Genomic DNA, 17,370 nt, shown 5'->3' with positions numbered 1-17,370 from the left:
CGATGAGGACTGCATGGGAAACCTCTCACAGCATACCGTCGATTCAGCGCCGTCGTGTAGCGCCGCTTGGGCGAGCCTGGGGAGCGCGCTGGCGACGGCGGCGTCGGCGTCGACGCAGCCAGATCAAGGCCAGTGCCACCACGGCCAGTAACGCCAGCACGCCGTAGAGACCCTCATCGCTCAACAGAGGGGCCTCGATGCGCACATAGCCCGGCTCCTTCAGCAGGGCCTTGAGGGCTGCGTTGGCGTCCTCCAGCGTCACCTCACGCAAGGTGCTCGCCGGGTCTTCGAAGCGGCCCTCGGCGTAGGTGTTGAGGGCGCCCCAGTAATAGTCGGCCAGCGCCGGGTTGCCCTGGGTCGTCCAGCTTTCCCGGGCGATGGCGGCTTGCTGGATCCGTGCGAAGGTCTTCGGGTCGAGGCCGTCCGTGCGCAGACGCTCGAACAGGCCTTGCAGGGCCTCGATGGCCTGGTCCACATCGCCCCGTTCGAGGTCCGCATTGAGGCTGAGCATGCCGCTGTCGCCGAAGCTCTGGCGTTTTACCGAGGGGCCGTAGGACAGGCCTTGCTTGAGGCGCAATTGATCGTACAAGGCCCAGTCGAGATAGCGCGCTACCAGCTCCAACGTCTGGTCATGGGCTGTGTCCAGTACCGGCTCGATGAACAGCCAGTGCAGCTTGACGTTGTCACCGACCCAGCCCCGCACCAGCTCGCGGCGTGGCTCGGCCTGTTCGCTGATGCTGTCCAGCGCGCGACGGTCTTCCGGCTCGGTGGCTGGCAGCTCGCCATAGGTGCGGTCCAGGTAGGCCGGCAGCAGCTTGTCGAGGCCACCGACCACGATCAGGCTCATGTTGTTGGCGGCATACCAGCGGTTGCGCAGGTCTTCGACCTGTTTCAGGGTCATGGCCTGGACGTCGGAGCGTTCGCTGCATTTCAGGCCCAGTTCGGTGGCCAGTTGGTCGCTGGCAGGGTGACCGATGTCCTGGCGGTCCAGCCAGCGCTGGAGATGCCCGTAGTGGCCGCCATCCTCGCGCTCGATGATCTGCTTGGCGACCGCCAGGTCTTTCTCGTCCAGGCGGGTGTCGCGAACGATCTCCAGCAGCAGGTCCAGCACCTTGCGCTGGTTGCGCGCCGGGGCTTCGATGACGAAGGTCGTGTCGGCGCTGCTGGTGAAGGCGTTCCATTCCCCACCCAGGGCTTGCATGCGGGCTTCCAGCCCACCTTCGTCCTGCCCGTCCAGGCCACTGAAGAGCAAGTGTTCGAGCAGGTGGGGCAGTTCTCGCTGATCGCACCCGAAGTCGTCCAGCCCGACACCGACGACCAGGCGGATGGAGACGTGGTCGCGTTCGTAACCCGACTTGAGAATGACCTGCAGGCCATTGGGCAGCAGGTAGCCTTCTACGCGTGAGCGGTCGAGGGCGACACTGGGGAACGCGCAAAACAGCAGTACGACGAACATCAGGCAACGCATGGGCAAGCTTCCAGGCCGGTCTGCGTCGGAGACGCGTTCAAGGCAGGCGGGTTTCATCCGGCACGGTGTCGAGCATCAGCCCGCCCGTGTCCGAGCCACCCAGTACCACATAGGCACTGCTGCAAAACAAAGAGTTCAACCGCTTCATGTCGGCGATCAGCTCCAGGTGCAGCGAACTGGTCTCGATGCTTTGAACGATGCGGCGTTGCAGACGGCTGACATGGGCATGGGCCAGACGCCGTTCCTGTGCCCGGAACCGGCGCTTTTCCCGCAGCAGTTGCCGTGCGCTGTCGGGGTCGGCGCTGAGCAGGACCGACAGGCCCAGGCGCAGGTTGGCCTGCAAGGGCTGTTGCAAGGTGGTCAGCTCCTCCAGACCGACCTCGGAGAAGGCGCGGCGCTGGGCCGTCTTCTGCTGCTGGATCTTGCGCAGCATGCGCTCGATCAGGTCGCTGGCCAGCTTGAGGTTGATGGCCAGCTCGATCACTTCGGCCCAGCGCCGGCTGTCCTGTTCGGGCAGGTCTTCGCGCGGCATCCGGGCCAGGTAGTGCTTGATGGCGTTGTACAGCACGTCGACTTCCTCGCTGAGCTGCCGCGCCTGCCGGGGCAAGGCGCTGCCGTCGCCCTGCAAGGCCTGGCGCAGGACGTCCAGCAGGCTGTCGACCAAGTCCCCCAGGCGCAGGGTCTCGCGCACCGAGTTGGCCAGGGCCAGGCTGGGCGTGTCCAGCGCAGTCGGGTCCAGGTGGCGCGGCTGCGCGGCGCTGACCGGCTCACGCCGATCAGGCAGCCAGGCCTCGCACAGGGTGGCCATCAGCCCGACCGTGGGCAGCAGCACGACACAGCGCAACGTGTTGTAGAGCAGGTGAAAGCCGATCACCAGCTCCTGGGGGCGCAGGTTCAAGGTCTGCATCCAGTCCACCAGCGGGTGCAGCACGGGGATCACCAGCAGCAGGCCGATCAGCTTGTACAGCAGGCTGCCGAGCGCGACCCGACGACCGGCGGCGTTCTGCAAGGTGGCGGTCAGGAAAGCCAGCAGGCCGCTGCCGATGTTGGCGCCGATCACCAGGCCGATGGCCACTGGCAGGCCGATCAGGTCGGCACCGGCCAGGGTGGCGGTCAGCAGCACGGCCGCCAGGCTGGAGTACGACACCAGCGCGAACAACGCGCCGACCAGCGCGTCCAGCAGGATGTCGCCGGTCAGCGACGCGAACAGTACCTGCACGCCCTGGGACTGGGTGATGGGCGCCGCGGCCTGCACGATCAGCTGCAGCGCCAGGATGATCAGGCCCAGCCCGATGCCCACGCGTCCCAACTGCCCGGCCTGGGTCTGCTTGCGCGACAGGAAGAAGATCACCCCCAGGAAGATCAGCAGCGGCGAGAGCCATGACAGGTCGAAGGTCAGCACCCGGGCCATCAGCGCCGTGCCGACGTCGGCGCCGAGCATGATCGCCAGGGCCGGGGTCATGGTCATCAGGCCCTGGCCGACGAACGAGGTGACCAGCATCGCCGTGGCGTTGCTGCTCTGCACCAGGGCAGTCACGCCGATGCCGGCCAGAAAGGCCAAGGGCCGTCGGCTCATGTTCTGGCCCAGCACGCGGCGCAGGCTCGAGCCGTAGACCCGCAGGATGCCAGTGCGCACGATGTGCGTGCCCCAGACCAGCAAGGTGACGGCAGACAACAGGTCGAGCAAGGTCAGCATGGCCAGGTCCTCCAGTGACGTTCGGCCCGGTGGCCAGCGATTGCAGGGTACTGGTTTAAGCTGTAGTCGCTGCCCGGTCAGGTTGCCAGCACACACGCCCGATCAAGGCGCAGGGAGACGCAGAAACGGACAAGGCCGCACGAGGCGGCCTTGTTCGACGAGCGGGTCTGGCCTCAGTGGCCGACGGTATCCTTGAGCTTGACCGCCTCGGCGGCCTCACCCTTCTTGCGCGCCATGGAGGTGCGCATGCGGATGTTGATGGCTTCCACGGCCAGCGAGAAAGCCATGGCGAAGTACACGTAGCCCTTGGGCACGTGCACGTCGAAGGCTTCGGCGATCAGCACGGTGCCCACGACGATCAGGAACGACAGCGCCAGCATCTTCAGCGACGGGTGCTTGTCGATGAAGTCGGCGATGGTGCCGGCGCACAGCATCATCACCAGCACGGCGACGATGATCGCGGCGATCATCACCGGCACGTGGGAAACCATGCCCACCGCCGTGATCACCGAGTCCAGGGAGAACACGATGTCGATGATGGCGATCTGCACGATGGTGTAGAAGAACTTGCCGCCACCGCCTTTGGGCTCTTCGGAGGCTTCTTCCTCGCCTTCCAGGCCGTGGAAGATCTCCTGGGAGCTTTTCCACAACAGGAACAGGCCACCGAAGAACAGGATCAGGTCACGTCCGGAAATGCCCTGGCCCAGGACCACGAACAGGTCGGCGGTCAGGCGCATGACCCAGGTGATCGAGAGCAGCAGCAGGATGCGCGTGACCATGGCCAGCGCCAGGCCGAAGATGCGCGTGCGGGGCTGCATGTGCTTGGGCATGCGGCTGACCAGGATCGAGATCATGATGATGTTGTCGATCCCGAGCACGATCTCGAGCGCAGTCAGCGTGAAAAAGGCAACCCAGATTTCTGGGCTAGTCAGCCATTCCATGTCAATTCCTTCGGGCGATGATGGCGACGCCCCGAAAGGACGGGGCGTGCGGTGTAAGGGGACGTTGTACTACAGACTGCTGAACAGCGGGAAAATCCCCATCAGCAACGCGGCGAACATTATGCACAGGCACACCAGCACTGCCCACTTGAGGGTGAAGCGCTGATGGTCGCCGAACTCGATGCCGGCCAGGGCCACCAACAGGTACGTGGAGGGTACCAGAGGGCTGAGTAGGTGCACGGGTTGGCCGACGATCGAGGCACGGGCCATTTCCACCGGGGTGATGCCGTAGTGCGCAGCAGCTTCGGACAGCACCGGCAGCACACCGTAGTAGAACGCGTCGTTGGACATGAAGAAGGTGAACGGCATGCTGACGATCGCGGTGATCACGGCCAGGTAAGGGCCGAGGGCGTCCGGGATGACCGCCAGCAGGCTCTTGGACATGGCGTCGACCATGCCCGTCCCCGACAGGATGCCGGTGAAGATCCCGGCCGCGAAGATCAGCCCGGTGACCGCAAGGACGCTGCCGGCGTGGGCGGCGATCCGGTCCTTCTGCTGCTGCAGGCACGGGTAGTTGACGATCATGGCGATGCTGAAGGCGATCATGAACAGCACCGGCAGCGGCAGCAGGCCAGCGATCAACGCCACCATCAGCACCAGGGTCAGGGCCGCGTTGAACCACAGCAGCTTGGGCCGCCGGGCTTCCGGGAACTGCGAGACGCTGATCTGGCTGTGGTCGGTGTCGTCGGTCGGCAGGCTCAGTTCGCCCAGGCGTGCACGTTCGCGCTTGCCATAGGCGTAGGCGATGCCGAGGATCGCCAGCACGCCGAAGGCCATGGCCGGGATCATCGGCACGAAGATGTCGGAGGGGTCGACGTGCAAGGCGCTGGCAGCGCGGGCGGTGGGTCCACCCCAGGGCGTCATGTTCATCACGCCCCCGGCCAGGATGATCAGGCCGGCCATGATGCGCGGGCTCATGCCCAGGCGGCTGTACATCGGCAACATGGCCGCGCAGCAGATCATGTAGGTGGTGGCGCCGTCACCGTCCAGCGAGACCACCAGGGCCAGCACGGCGGTGCCGACCGACACCTTGAGCGGGTCGCCCTTGACCAGCTTGAGGATCCTGCGCACGGCCGGGTCGAACAGGCCGGAGTCGATCATCAGGGCGAAATACAGAATGGCGAACATCAGCATCACGCCCGTGGGCGCCAGCTTGCTGATGCCTTGCAGCATCATTGGCCCGATGTCGGTGGCGAAACCACCGAACAGGGCGAACAGGATCGGTACCAGGATCAGCGCGATCAAGGCCGACAGGCGCTTGGTCATGATCAGGTACATGAAGGTGATGACCATGGCAAAGCCGAGGAAGGTCAGCATGGCGGTACTCCAGGCGTGGCGCGACGAAAGTCAGGACGATTCGGGGCGGATCAGCGGGGTTGGCGCTTCGCGAGGAGGGGCGGACGGAATGCGAGGTGCAGGCGGGCACGGAAGGACATCGGAATCACCATTGTTGTTGTTGATTTGAGCCGCGCCAGGATTTTTTACCGGACGCTGGCCGACCGGTCTTGTGCCGGTGGTGTCCCAATCCTATTGCCGAAAGCTTTCACCGAGCTTTCGCTTCACGAAAGCTGACCGGAGGACGTATGTCGAACGTGCTGGAAGGAGGATGTCATTGCGGTGGGCTGCGCTACCAGGTCGAAGGCGATCTGTCGGACGTTGCCCATTGCCACTGCTCGATCTGCCGTCGGACCAGCGGTGCGCCGGTGGTCACCTGGCTGACCGTACCGCGCTCGGGGTTCCGCTGGCTGGCGGGGGAGCCAGGGCGCTATACCGCACCGTCGAGTTGCGTCCGGTGTTTCTGCAGCGCCTGCGGCGCCCAGGTGGCGCTATTGACACAGCGCAGCCCGGACACCGTGGATGTCACGGTGGGCACGCTCGATAGGCCGGAGCAGGTCAGGCCGCGGGGGCATATCTGGGTCGACAGCCGTCTGTCATGGCTGCACCTGGACGAGCACCTCCCTGGCGAGCAGGGCGAGACGTTGGGGGGTGACGTGGTGGAGGACCACGTGGCCGAGAACCTGGGGCGGATCGAGTAGGTCGAATCGGGGCGGGCGGATCAGGGGTGACTGTGCCACGTCTTTCTGACGGTCGTGGACTCTGCAGATCCAGCCCCGACCGGTCGGATGCCCCGGTGGAATCTACCCCACCCCCCCTTGTGGGAGCGGGCTTGCCCGCGATGGCAGCAGCAGCTTCACCGCATGGTCAGCAGGTCAGGCGCTGGCCTGCCGATGCTGAGGCGGATGTACACGCCCTATCGCTGGCAAGCCAGCTCCCACAGGGGCCGCGATACGTTGCCTCATCGCGGCGTCGCTCCGTCAAGGCAGCTCCAGACCCCCCGCCGCCTTGTGCAGCCCTCGCAGGTGTTCACCGATCTGCTTCACGTTCCCTTCCACGGCCACGATGGCGGCTGCCCGCGCCGGTTCGAGCAGGGCGCGGATTTCCTGGTCCAGGTGAGTGCTGAGTCGGTTCAACTGCGCCTGGCGCTCGCGACTGACCGTCTGCAGGGCACTGCGCTCGTCCTCTTGGGGCAACCCATAGCCGGTGTTGGGCAGCAGCTCCGCCGGGCGGCTGAGGAAGCCACTGTTGGCGAGGATCTGCTGCAGGGCGTCGTTGGCCTTGTCGATGGTGCCGTCCTTGAGGGCCTGGGCATTGAGGTAGCGTTGCTTGACTTCATCCTGGGCCAGCAGCAACTGACGGCGCAGGCTGGCCTGTTCCAGCAGCAGCAGCGCCGCGCTGGTGCGCAGGTCCGCTTGCGCGAACCAGGGCCGACGCGCCTCGGGTTCCAGCGCCAGCCAGTCTTCGACCGTGGCCTGGGGCACTGGCAGCTGCTGCTTGAGCACCTTGAACATCGCCTGGTAGCGGTCGCGGTACGAATCGAACCGGTACCCCAGGCGCAGCGCCTCGCGCGGATCGTCCAGCACGTGGGTATCGGCCAGCCCACGGCTTTCGAGCACCTCGAGCAGCCCGTTGGGCATGATGCTGTCCATGTCATTGAGGCGAGGGTCGCCGGTGCCGCTGCGCAGCAGCTTGAGCGTCTCGACCGCGCAGTTGTTGGAAATGAAGTAGTAGCTGCCGTCGTAGCTCCAGTGCATCTCGGCCGCCTGGCGGATCAGGTTCTCCAGCGCAGGACGGTCCAGCTTCAGCGGCACCGAGGCCAGGCTGCGCAGCTCGGTCTTGGTGTACTCGTCGATCACCTGGCCCAAGGGCAGCACGAACAGGCGCGAGGGGTACGCACCGGTGAGACCGTCCCAGCTCGACAGCTGGACATCATTGACGAAGGCCCGATACGACAGCACCAGGTGCTGGTCCAGGTCGAGGCGACAGTCCGGTCCGCGAGGCCGCCCTGGCGCGCAGATGACCAGGCGCAACATGCTGTGCCCCCAGCGGCTGACCCAGTTCTGGTTGGCCTCGGCGAGCAGGTAGTCGACGGCATAGACGCGCTCCGGGTCGATCTCGCCCAGGGGCTCGCGGGCGAAGTCGTTGCCGGCGTTGAGGAACGGCAGACCCTTGGGGCAGGCCGATTGCACCGGCGCCCAGCCGAAGCGCTCGGTGAGGTAGGCATTCATGGCAGGGCGTCGGCACGCGTAGCTCGGGTCGAGCAGGAAATATTCCATGTTGACCGCGATGAATTCCTTGGGGCTGTCCAGCTCGTAGCTGTCCGGGCTGCGTGCGACCTGGCCGTTGTGCCGTTCGCGCTCGCCACGCCGGCCTACGTACTGCGGCCAGCCGGCCAGGTCGAGCAGGCGTGGGTCGTCGCTCAGGGTGAAACGGCGCTCGGTCTGGCCGCGACAATCGTGAGGCAGGCCGACGGCGCCCAGGGTGTCGTGCTGGCGTCGGCACCGGTTGATCACGCGGCGCTCGGCCTCGGGCCACAGGCGTGCCCGGTCGTAGACGTGGGTCAGTTCGTGCAGGACCGTGGCCAGCAACTCCTGGCGCACAGTGCCGTGGGTGCGGCCCGTGGGGGCCTTGGCGGCGCTGCCATCGACCAGGCCGGGCAACAGCCGCGCGTTGAGGGTCAGGGTAGCGTTCGGCGAGGCCTGGCCGTAGGCATCATGGCGCATGCCCGAGGCCCAGCTGACCTGGACCGTGCGGTCCAGGTGCTGCTTGAACGAAGGCGGCAGTTTTGCCAGGGCTTCGTCGAGCAGCGCCTGGGTCGCCTGGCGTTGTGGGGCGTCGAGGTCCTGTGCCTGCAACTGTAACTGCAGGTCAGCCAGGACGGGCGTGCCGAGCAGCGTCAGAGCGCAGCCGAGCAGCCAGGCACGCAGCCGCCTCACAGGGACAGGATGGCTTCAGCCAGAACCTGATCGCTGGCGTCGCGCGCTTCAGGCACACGCTGACGCAGGGTATTGAACGCGGCTTCGAGCTGCGCACCGCGGATGTCGCCACGGCTGGCGACGAAACTGGCGGCGTCGTCACGTGCTTCGCGCACGACCTTGGAGTCGCGAATCGAGGTGGTGGTGTCCGAGGTGAAGTCGATCGAGCGGCCGAAGGCGCGCACGATGATGTTGCTGGTGGCCACCAGGGTCTGGGCATGGGCCACGTCGGCCAGGAGCAGGAAGCCGAGAGCGGCGGCGATCAGCGGTTTACGCATGGAGCATCTCCGGAAAGTACAGGGAGTCGAGGAATGGTCATTGGACGAGAATGGCGCGTGCCAGTTCAAGGTCATCGTGAACCTGCGCAGGCAGTACGCGGTGCAGGTGGTCGAGCGCCGCATGCAGGCGCACGCCTTCCACCTGTCCGTCGGTCGCCACGAACATGGCCGCATCGTCGCGCGCCTGGCGCACGAGCTTGCTGTCGAAAGGCCCGGTGGTGACCTGGCTCGTCGCATAGCCTGAGATCACCAGGCCTTGAGTCGTGGTGTCGAAGGCCTGGGCGCTACCGATGCAGGCACAGAACAGTAGCCAGGGAAGAGCTTGACGCATGGAACGCTTCACACGGATCTCGAAAGGGCGCAGCACGTCGCGCCAGGTGCGCGACGAAACAACAGGGTTCAATGGGCCAGAATGGCCTGGGCCAGTTGCGCGTCGCTGGCCTGCAGCGTTGGCGCTTGCTGACGCAGGTAGGCAAACGCGCTTTCCAGCTTGGCGCCACGGATCGCGCCCTGACTGCCGACGAAACTGGCAGCGTCGTCACGGGCCGCTTCGACGATCTTGTTGTCACGCAGCGAGGACGAAGCGTCGGAAGTGGCATCGGTCGACGCGGCAATGCCACGTACCAGCGAATCGGTAGTGACGACGAAGCTGGACGCCTGGGCCACGCCAGCCAGGGTCAAGAGCATGGCGCCGCCAAGAAGAGAAAGACGAGACATGGGACAACTCCTGAAGAGAAAGAAGATTATGAACGTCTAGAGCGGACTGTAGGACAATCGTCGGCATTCCGATAGCTCAGGTAGAGCAAGACTATCACGTGAGTCGGACCGATAGTCACACGGGCGTCATAAACTGTACCTGACAATATTGGATTCCATAAAACTGTTATGGTCGCCCCCTGCTGCCGGGTTTACTGCAGACCAAAAAAAACCCGCCGTGGTGTCCACGACGGGTTTCTTCAAGAGCGCTGGTCGAGCCAGCGACCTGCTTAGCGCCAGAATGGCTTGCTCAGCTCTTGCTGGCGCTGGGCTTCGCTGATACCGGCATCGGCCAGCAGGCGGGCGTCCAGTCGAGCCAGTTGACGGCGGCTGGAAACGCGACGCTGCCAGAGCAGCAGGTTGGAGGCGACGCGCAGAGGCAGCGACGCTTTGGATTCTTGGGTGTTGGTTTCGAAAACCAGGCCGGAACTGAGGGTACGTTCCATGATGAGTCATCCTTCCGCTTGTGGCGGCATCGAGTAAGTGATTTCAACTGATGCCAATGATCCTCTTCTTCTGTCCATTACAGTAGGTACAGTTAGGGGGTAATGCAGTGCTCCAGTTAACTGTTGAATGCGACTGTTGCACTGCAAATTTGCACAACTGTACTGGTCTGCACCATAAAGGTGCTTACCTGACTAGAAAATCGCGATTTCAAGCAGAAAAGGGCAGGATTACCATAACAGTAGAACAGTTTTGGCAGAACAGCTGTGGTGACTGCTTCAGTTGTAACGGTGAACAGCCTGGCAAAGCCAATGAAGCCTGCCTGACTGTCGCAGGACGACAGCCGAGCAGGCTTCGGTACCGCCCTACACTGCCAGCATGCGTCCCGTGATTTCCAGGTTGTCATGCCAGGCGAGCGCTTCGCGGAGCAGATGAGGCGTGTGTCCGCCCCGTGCACAGGCGCGCTCGAAATAGTCGTTCAAGGCAGCGCGATAATCAGGGTGCACACAGTTGTCGATGATCGCCCGCGCCCGTTCGCGCGGCGCCAGCCCGCGCAGATCGGCCAGGCCCTGCTCGGTGACCAGGATGTCCACGTCGTGCTCGGTGTGATCCACGTGACTGACCATCGGCACCACGCTGGAAATCGCACCGCCCTTGGCGATCGACTTGGTGACGAAGATCGCCAGGTGGGCGTTGCGGGCGAAGTCGCCCGAACCGCCAATGCCGTTCATCATTCGCGTACCGCAGACGTGGGTCGAGTTGACGTTGCCGTACAGGTCGAACTCCAGCGCCGTGTTGATACCGATGATCCCGAGTCGGCGTACCACTTCCGGGTGGTTGGAGATCTCCTGCGGGCGCAGTACCAGCTTGTCCTTGTAGCGCTCGAGATTGCCGAAGACATCGGCGTTGCGGCGTTCGGACAGGGTGATCGAGCTGCCTGAGGCGAAGCTGAGCTTGCCGGCATCGATCAGGTCGAAGGTGGAGTCCTGCAGGACTTCGGAGTACATCGTCAGGTCTTCGAACGGCGACTCGATCAGGCCGCACATCACCGCATTGGCGATGCTGCCGATACCGGCCTGCAGGGGGCCGAGGCGGTTGGTCATGCGCCCGCCCTGCACTTCACGCTTGAAGAAGTCGATCAGGTGATCGGCGATGGCCTGGGTTTCGCTGTCTGGGGGCAGGACCGTGGAAGGCGAGTCAGGCTGCTGACTGATGACGATGCCGACGATCTTGGCCGGGTCGATGGCGATCGCCGTGCTGCCGATGCGATCGTCGACCTTGACCAGTGGGATCGGGGTGCGGGTCGGCCGGTACGTCGGGATATAGATGTCGTGCAACCCTTCGAGGTTGGCGTTGTGCGACAGGTTGATCTCGACGATGACCTGCTTGGCGAAGATGGCGAAGCTGGCCGAGTTGCCCACCGAGGTGGTCGGCACGATGTGCCCTTGCTCGGTGATGGCCACGGCTTCGATGACCGCGATGTCCGGCAGGGTGAGCTGCTGGTTGCGCAACTGCTCCACGGTTTCGGACAGGTGCTGGTCGATGAACATCACCTGGCCATCGTTGATGGCCTTGCGCAACGTGCTGTCCACCTGGAAGGGCATGCGCCGGGCCAGGACACCGGCCTCGGTCAGCTGCTTGTCCAGGTCGTTGCCCAGGCTGGCGCCGGTCATCAGGCTGATCTTCAGCGGCGACTGACGCGCCCGTTCGGCCAGGGCACGGGGCACGGCCTTGGCTTCGCCGGCGCGGGTGAAGCCGCTCATGCCGACGGTCATGCCGTTCTGGATCAGGCCGGCGGCGTCGGCCGCGCTCATGACCTTGTCATGCAGAGAGGGCAAGCGGATACGATCACGGTACATGGTTGTTATCTCGGGCTGCTCAAGCTAGATGCGCAGTCTAGTGATTTCGCCCTGCCCCGTCCCGCGACCAAGGTCGAATGCCGCCGCCCGTGCGTCCCCCCGTGCCTGGACAGGTCCGGGCACGGGCGGCGCGACGGGCGCAGCGTTCGCCAGGGCTCACTCCACGGCCTTGACCATGTCCTCCAGGACCTTCTTGGCGTCGCCGAACACCATCATGGTCTTGTCCAGGTAGAACAGCTCGTTGTCCAGGCCGGCATAGCCGCTGGCCATCGAGCGCTTGTTGACGATGATGGTCTTGGCCTTGAACGCTTCCAGGATCGGCATGCCGGCGATCGGCGACTTGGGATCGTTCTTCGCCGCCGGGTTGACCACGTCGTTCGCACCCAGCACCAGGACCACGTCGGCCTGGCCAAACTCGGCGTTGATGTCTTCCATCTCGAACACCTGGTCGTAAGGCACCTCGGCCTCGGCCAGCAGGACGTTCATGTGCCCAGGCATGCGACCGGCCACCGGGTGGATCGCGTACTTGACCGTGACCCCCTGGTGGGTCAGCTTTTCGGTCAGCTCTTTCAAGGCGTGCTGAGCGCGTGCCACGGCCAGCCCGTAACCCGGGACGATGATCACGCTGTCGGCATTGCTGAGCAGGAAGGTCGCATCGTCGGCCGAGCCGGAGCGGGTCGGACGCTGTTCCTGGGCGCCAGCGGGACCCCCGCTTTCGACGTCCCCACCAAAGCCCCCGAGGATGACGTTGAAGAACGAGCGGTTCATGGCCTTGCACATGATGTAGGACAGGATCGCGCCGCTGGAGCCCACCAGCGAACCGGCGATGATCAGCATGGAGTTGTTCAGCGAGAAGCCGATCCCGGCAGCGGCCCAGCCCGAGTAGCTGTTGAGCATCGACACCACGACCGGCATGTCGGCGCCGCCGATCGGGATGATGATCAGCACGCCCATGACGAACGCCAGGACCAGCATCAGCGTGAACGCGCTGTAGTGACCGGTGAAGGTGAACAGCAGGCCCAAGGCCACGGTGATCAAGCCCAGGATCAGGTTGAGCTTGTGCTGGCCGACGAACTGTACCGGCGCACCCTGGAACAGGCGGAAGCGGTACTTGCCCGACAGCTTGCCGAAGGCGATCACCGAGCCGGAGAAGGTGATGGCGCCAATGGCCGCGCCCAGGAACAGCTCGAGCCGGTTGCCGGTCGGGATCGGGTCTGCGATACCGGCGACGATGCCCAGCGACTGCGGTTCGAGCACCGCGGCGATGGCGATGAACACCGCCGCCAGGCCGATCATGCTGTGCATGAAGGCGACCAGCTCGGGCATCTTGGTCATTTCCACGCGCTTGGCCATGATCGAGCCGGCCGTGCCGCCCACCAGCAGGCCCAGCACCACGTAGCCGATGCCGACCGAACTCATCTGCGCACCGAGTTTGTAGACCAGCCCGACCGTGGTGAGGATGGCCAGGGCCATGCCGACCATGCCGAACAGGTTGCCGCGCCGCGAGGTGGTCGGGTGCGACAGGCCCTTGAGTGCCTGGATGAAGCAGATCGAGGCGATCAGGTAGAGCAGCGTTACCAGGTTCATGCTCATGGTTGCTTGCGCTCCTCGGTCTTGGCTTTCTTCTTGAACATCTCCAGCATGCGACGCGTCACCAGGAAGCCGCCGAACACATTGACCGCGGCCAGGGCCACGGCCAGCGTGCCCATCACCTTGCCCGCGGGCGTCACCGTGAGGGCCGCCGCCAGCATGGCGCCGACGATCACGATGGCCGAGATGGCGTTGGTCACGGCCATCAACGGTGTGTGCAGGGCGGGCGTGACGTTCCAGACCACGTGGTAGCCCACGTAGATGGCCAGCACGAAGATGATCAGGTTGTACAACCCGTCTGAAATCAGCATGTCTTGCATGGTTCTGGCTCCTCAGGCAGCCGCACGGCTGACGGTGCCATCGCGGCACATCAGGCAGGCGGCGACGATGTCGTCTTCAAGGTCGATCGAAAGCGTGGCGTCCGGGGTGCAGATCAGCTTGAGGAAATCCAGCAGATTGCGTGCGTACAAGGCCGAGGCATCGGCTGCAACCTGGGCCGGCAGGTTGGTCGGCCCGACGATGATCACGCCCTGCTCCACCACCACCTGGTCGGCCACCGTCAGCGGGCAGTTGCCCCCCTGGGCGGCGGCCAGGTCGACGATCACCGAGCCTGGCTTCATCTGTGCGACCGTCTCGGTGCTGATCAGCGTCGGCGCCTTGCGGCCTGGAATCAGCGCCGTGGTGATGACGATGTCGGCCTGCTTGGCGCGTTCGTGCACGGCCAGGGCCTGGCGCTGCATCCAGCTGGCGGGCATGGGCCGGGCGTAACCCCCGACGCCCTCGGCGCAGGCGCGTTCCTCATCGGTCTCGTAGGGGACGTCGATGAATTTGGCGCCCAGCGATTCGATCTGTTCCTTGACCGCGGGGCGTACGTCCGAGGCTTCGATCACTGCGCCCAGGCGCTTGGCCGTAGCGATCGCCTGCAAGCCTGCCACGCCCGCCCCCAGGATCAGCACGCGTGCTGCCTTCACGGTGCCCGCTGCCGTCATCAGCATGGGCATGAAGCGTGCGTAGTGGGAGGCTGCCAGCAGGACTGCCTTGTAGCCGGCGATGTTGGCCTGGGAAGACAGCACATCGAGGCTCTGCGCCCGGGACGTTCTGGGCGCGGCTTCCAGGGCGAAGGCGGTGATGCCGTGGGCGGCGAACTGGGCGATCCGCGCTGCGTCGAACGGGTTGAGCATGCCGACCAGCACCGCACCGGGCTGGATCTGCTTCAACTCCTGAGGATCCGGCGCGGCGACCTTGAGGACCAGTTCGGCACCCAGGGCGTCCGCAGCGCTGCCCAACGTGGCCCCTGCAGCTTCGTAGGCACTGTCTGGCACGCTGGCCCGAAGGCCTGCACCACGCTGGACAGTGATCCGATGGCCCTGAGCGACCAGCTTCTTGATGGTTTCCGGCGTGGCGGCAACCCGCGCTTCGCCTGCTTGCGTCTCCAACGGAACACCAATGTGCACGTCTTCTCTCCTGCGCTGAGCCTTTGTAGTTGTGTATCGCAGTCACGACTGGGCCACCCGGAAAGGCCGGGCGTTACGCAGAGTAAAAGAAAAAATCGCAAGTACGAGCGCCGGTGCGCGATTGCAAACGTGAGCGTCGCAAATGATCGAAAGCGCCCGGGAAACGGGAACTTCATGAGGTTGTATGACGAGTGACAACGTACCTTCAGGCGTCTTCGGCTACTTCCGAAGAGTGTTTAAAATTGTTTACTAGGCTTCTCCCCCTGCCGCATAGCGCTGCGCCTGCTCGATCAGCCAGGCCTGGAACGCGCGCAGGGACGCCGACTCGGTCTTGCGCTCGGGCACGACCAGGTAATACGCCTTGGTGCTGGTCAGGGCATGCGGATTGGCGATCACCAGTCTGCCCTCCTCGAGTTCGCGCTGGATCAGGAAGGGTGGGATCAGCGCGATGCCCATGGCGTGCATGGCTGCTTGGGCCAGCATCGAGAATAGCTCATAGCGTGGGCCTGTCATGTCGAGGGCCACACTCACCTGCTGGCTGTCGAACCACTGTCGCCAGGCATAAGGGCGTGTGGTCTGCTGCAGAAGCGGCAGCTCGCCGATCTGACGGGCGCTCAGCGTGCGGTGACCTTCGAGCAGCGAGGGGCAGCAGACCGGGACCGGGCCCTCTCCCATCAGCCGATCGACCTGGGTGCCGGGCCACTCGCCCTCGCCAAAATAGATCGCGGCGTCGAACGTCGTGTCGGCGAACAGAAAAGGCCGGGTGCGGTTCGTCAGGTTGACGGTCACCTCGGGAAACCGCTGCTGGAAGTCCTTCAGCCGTGGAAGCAGCCACTGCGTGCCGAAGGTGGGGACGACGGCCAGTTCGATGACGTTGGCGCCCTGCTGGCGCATCACCGACAAGGTATCCCGCTCTACCGCATCCAGCTGGGTCGCGATCCGGCGGCTGTAGGACAGGCCTGCCTCGGTCAGTCGGACACCTCGCTGGGTACGGTGGAACAGTTCGACATTAAGGAAGCTTTCCAGGCCGCCTATCTGACGGCAGACAGCGCCCTGGGTCAGGGCCAGTTCTTCGGCCGCGCGGGTGAAGCTCTGGTGTCGGGCGGCCGCTTCGAAGCAGATCAAGGCCGTGGTGCTTGGAATCTTGCGTCGCATACGAAAATCTCACTTCGCAGGCTCGTAAGCCTCGTTCATCCGTCTATATAGAGTGAGGTTATTGCACAGCTGCGTGCGCAATCCTCGTTTGCTCTCAATGCGGGCCCTGCCTAGGCTGAACACAGATCCCCTTGAATGACCGCGAGGTAGGTGTTCATGACCACGAAGGCGCAGTTCCACTGGAGCGACCCGCTGTTGCTCGACCAGCAACTCACCGAAGAAGAGCGCATGGTGCGCGATAGCGCGGCGGCCTTCGCCCAGGACAAGCTGGCACCCCGCGTGCTGGAAGCCTTTCGGCACGAGCGCACCGACCCTGCGATCTTCCGTGAAATGGGCGAGGTCGGGCTGCTGGGGGCCACCATCCCCGAGCAATATGGCGGCAGCGGCCTGAACTATGTCTGCTATGGCTTGATCGCGCGTGAGGTGGAGCGGATCGATTCGGGCTATCGCTCGATGATGAGCGTGCAGTCATCGCTGGTCATGGTGCCGATCCATGCCTTCGGCAGTGAATCGCAGAAGCAGCGTTATCTGCCGAAGCTGGCCAGTGGCGAGTGGATCGGCTGCTTCGGCCTGACCGAGCCCGACCATGGGTCCGATCCGGCCGGCATGCTGACCCGTGCCAGGCGTGTCGAGGGTGGGTTCCGGCTCTCCGGCAGCAAGATGTGGATCACCAACAGTCCGATTGCCGACGTGTTCGTGGTCTGGGCCAAGGACGACGACGGCGATATCCGCGGGTTCGTGCTCGAAAAAGGCTGGGAGGGACTCAGTGCGCCGGCCATTCACGGCAAGGTCGGACTGCGCGCCTCGATCACCGGCGAGATCGTCATGGACAACGTCTTCGTGCCCGAGGACAACATCTTCCCCGAGGTGCGTGGCTTGAAGGGGCCTTTCACTTGCCTGAACTCGGCGCGCTATGGGATCTCCTGGGGCGCGCTGGGTGCGGCCGAAGCGTGCTGGCACACGGCGCGCCAATACACCCTCGACCGCAAGCAGTTCGGTCGGCCCTTGGCCGCCAATCAGCTGATGCAGAAGAAGCTGGCGGACATGCAGACCGAAATCACCCTGGGGCTGCAGGGCTGCCTACGCCTGGGGCGGATGAAGGATGAAGGCAGTGCGGCGGTGGAGATCACCTCCTTGCTCAAGCGCAACTCCTGCGGCAAGGCGCTGGAGATCGCGCGCCTGGCCCGGGACATGCTCGGCGGCAATGGCATCTCCGACGAATTCGGTGTGGCGCGCCATCTGGTCAACCTCGAGGTCGTCAATACCTATGAAGGTACCCATGACGTCCATGCGCTGATTCTGGGGCGGGCCCAGACCGGTATCCAGGCGTTCTATTAATAGATAGAGAGAAGGGGG

Annotated in this window: 16 protein-coding genes; 2 read left to right on the top strand and 14 right to left on the bottom strand. The window is 64.5% G+C overall.

Translation table 11 applies throughout. The features are described 5' to 3' along the window. Window positions 1-43: 43 nt before the first annotated feature. The 4 genes from APT63_19640 to APT63_19625 form a co-directional block, all read right to left on the bottom strand. Window positions 44-1,468: a peptidase M16 gene (locus tag APT63_19640; GenBank protein ID AMA47659.1), complete on the bottom strand. Its 1,425-nt coding sequence runs from the start codon at window positions 1,466-1,468 to the stop codon at window positions 44-46. Window positions 1,469-1,505: 37 nt separating this feature from the next. After that, entirely contained in the window at window positions 1,506-3,164 is a 1,659-nt protein-coding gene (locus tag APT63_19635; protein ID AMA47658.1) for a hypothetical protein, read from the bottom strand. Between the two features lie 173 nt (window positions 3,165-3,337). Then, window positions 3,338-4,105 carry a hypothetical protein gene (locus tag APT63_19630; protein ID AMA47657.1) on the bottom strand — a complete coding sequence of 256 codons (768 nt, stop codon included), beginning with the start codon at window positions 4,103-4,105 and terminating at the stop codon, window positions 3,338-3,340. 69 nt (window positions 4,106-4,174) lie between these two features. Beyond that, window positions 4,175-5,482, bottom strand: coding sequence for a citrate transporter (locus tag APT63_19625; GenBank protein AMA47656.1), 1,308 nt, complete (start codon window positions 5,480-5,482; stop codon window positions 4,175-4,177). A 266-nt stretch (window positions 5,483-5,748) separates the two neighbouring features. On the opposite strand from APT63_19625, the gene APT63_19620 reads away from it, so the two are divergent. Then, entirely contained in the window at window positions 5,749-6,201 is a 453-nt protein-coding gene (locus APT63_19620; protein AMA47655.1) for an aldehyde-activating protein, read from the top strand. Between the two features lie 279 nt (window positions 6,202-6,480). Here APT63_19620 and APT63_19615 read toward each other — a convergent pair whose 3' ends face one another. The 10 genes from APT63_19615 to APT63_19570 form a co-directional block, all read right to left on the bottom strand. Then, window positions 6,481-8,439: a hypothetical protein gene (locus APT63_19615; protein AMA47654.1), complete on the bottom strand. Its 1,959-nt coding sequence runs from the start codon at window positions 8,437-8,439 to the stop codon at window positions 6,481-6,483. After that, complete coding sequence (locus APT63_19610; protein AMA47653.1) at window positions 8,436-8,756, bottom strand: hypothetical protein; 321 nt, start codon at window positions 8,754-8,756, stop codon at window positions 8,436-8,438. The genes APT63_19615 and APT63_19610 overlap by 4 nt, the downstream gene beginning before the upstream one ends. A gap of 37 nt (window positions 8,757-8,793) precedes the next feature. Next, complete coding sequence (locus APT63_19605) at window positions 8,794-9,087, bottom strand: Holliday junction resolvase (GenBank protein ID AMA47949.1); 294 nt, start codon at window positions 9,085-9,087, stop codon at window positions 8,794-8,796. 68 nt (window positions 9,088-9,155) lie between these two features. Then, window positions 9,156-9,473 carry a holliday junction resolvasome, helicase subunit gene (locus tag APT63_19600; protein AMA47652.1) on the bottom strand — a complete coding sequence of 106 codons (318 nt, stop codon included), beginning with the start codon at window positions 9,471-9,473 and terminating at the stop codon, window positions 9,156-9,158. Window positions 9,474-9,742: 269 nt separating this feature from the next. Further along, window positions 9,743-9,958 carry a hypothetical protein gene (locus tag APT63_19595; GenBank protein AMA47651.1) on the bottom strand — a complete coding sequence of 72 codons (216 nt, stop codon included), beginning with the start codon at window positions 9,956-9,958 and terminating at the stop codon, window positions 9,743-9,745. Between the two features lie 363 nt (window positions 9,959-10,321). Then, window positions 10,322-11,815: an acetyl-CoA hydrolase gene (locus tag APT63_19590; GenBank protein ID AMA47650.1), complete on the bottom strand. Its 1,494-nt coding sequence runs from the start codon at window positions 11,813-11,815 to the stop codon at window positions 10,322-10,324. A gap of 156 nt (window positions 11,816-11,971) precedes the next feature. After that, a complete protein-coding gene (locus tag APT63_19585) occupies window positions 11,972-13,408 on the bottom strand; it encodes an NAD synthetase (protein ID AMA47649.1) in 1,437 nt (478 codons plus the stop codon). After that, entirely contained in the window at window positions 13,405-13,725 is a 321-nt protein-coding gene (locus tag APT63_19580; protein ID AMA47648.1) for an NAD(P)(+) transhydrogenase, read from the bottom strand. The genes APT63_19585 and APT63_19580 overlap by 4 nt, the downstream gene beginning before the upstream one ends. 12 nt (window positions 13,726-13,737) lie before the next feature. Continuing rightward, window positions 13,738-14,859, bottom strand: a complete 1,122-nt coding sequence (locus APT63_19575; protein ID AMA47647.1) for an NADP transhydrogenase subunit alpha — start codon at window positions 14,857-14,859, stop codon at window positions 13,738-13,740. 249 nt (window positions 14,860-15,108) lie between these two features. Continuing rightward, window positions 15,109-16,014, bottom strand: a complete 906-nt coding sequence (locus APT63_19570) for a LysR family transcriptional regulator (GenBank protein AMA47646.1) — start codon at window positions 16,012-16,014, stop codon at window positions 15,109-15,111. A 156-nt stretch (window positions 16,015-16,170) separates the two neighbouring features. Between APT63_19570 and APT63_19565 the strand changes: the two genes are divergently transcribed. Then, window positions 16,171-17,352, top strand: coding sequence for an acyl-CoA dehydrogenase (locus tag APT63_19565; protein AMA47948.1), 1,182 nt, complete (start codon window positions 16,171-16,173; stop codon window positions 17,350-17,352). Window positions 17,353-17,370 lie beyond the last annotated feature (18 nt).

The organism is Pseudomonas monteilii (assembly GCA_001534745.1).
Classification (GTDB): Bacteria; Pseudomonadota; Gammaproteobacteria; order Pseudomonadales; family Pseudomonadaceae; genus Aquipseudomonas; species Aquipseudomonas alabamensis.
This window is presented reverse-complemented; position numbering and strand designations above follow the sequence as displayed.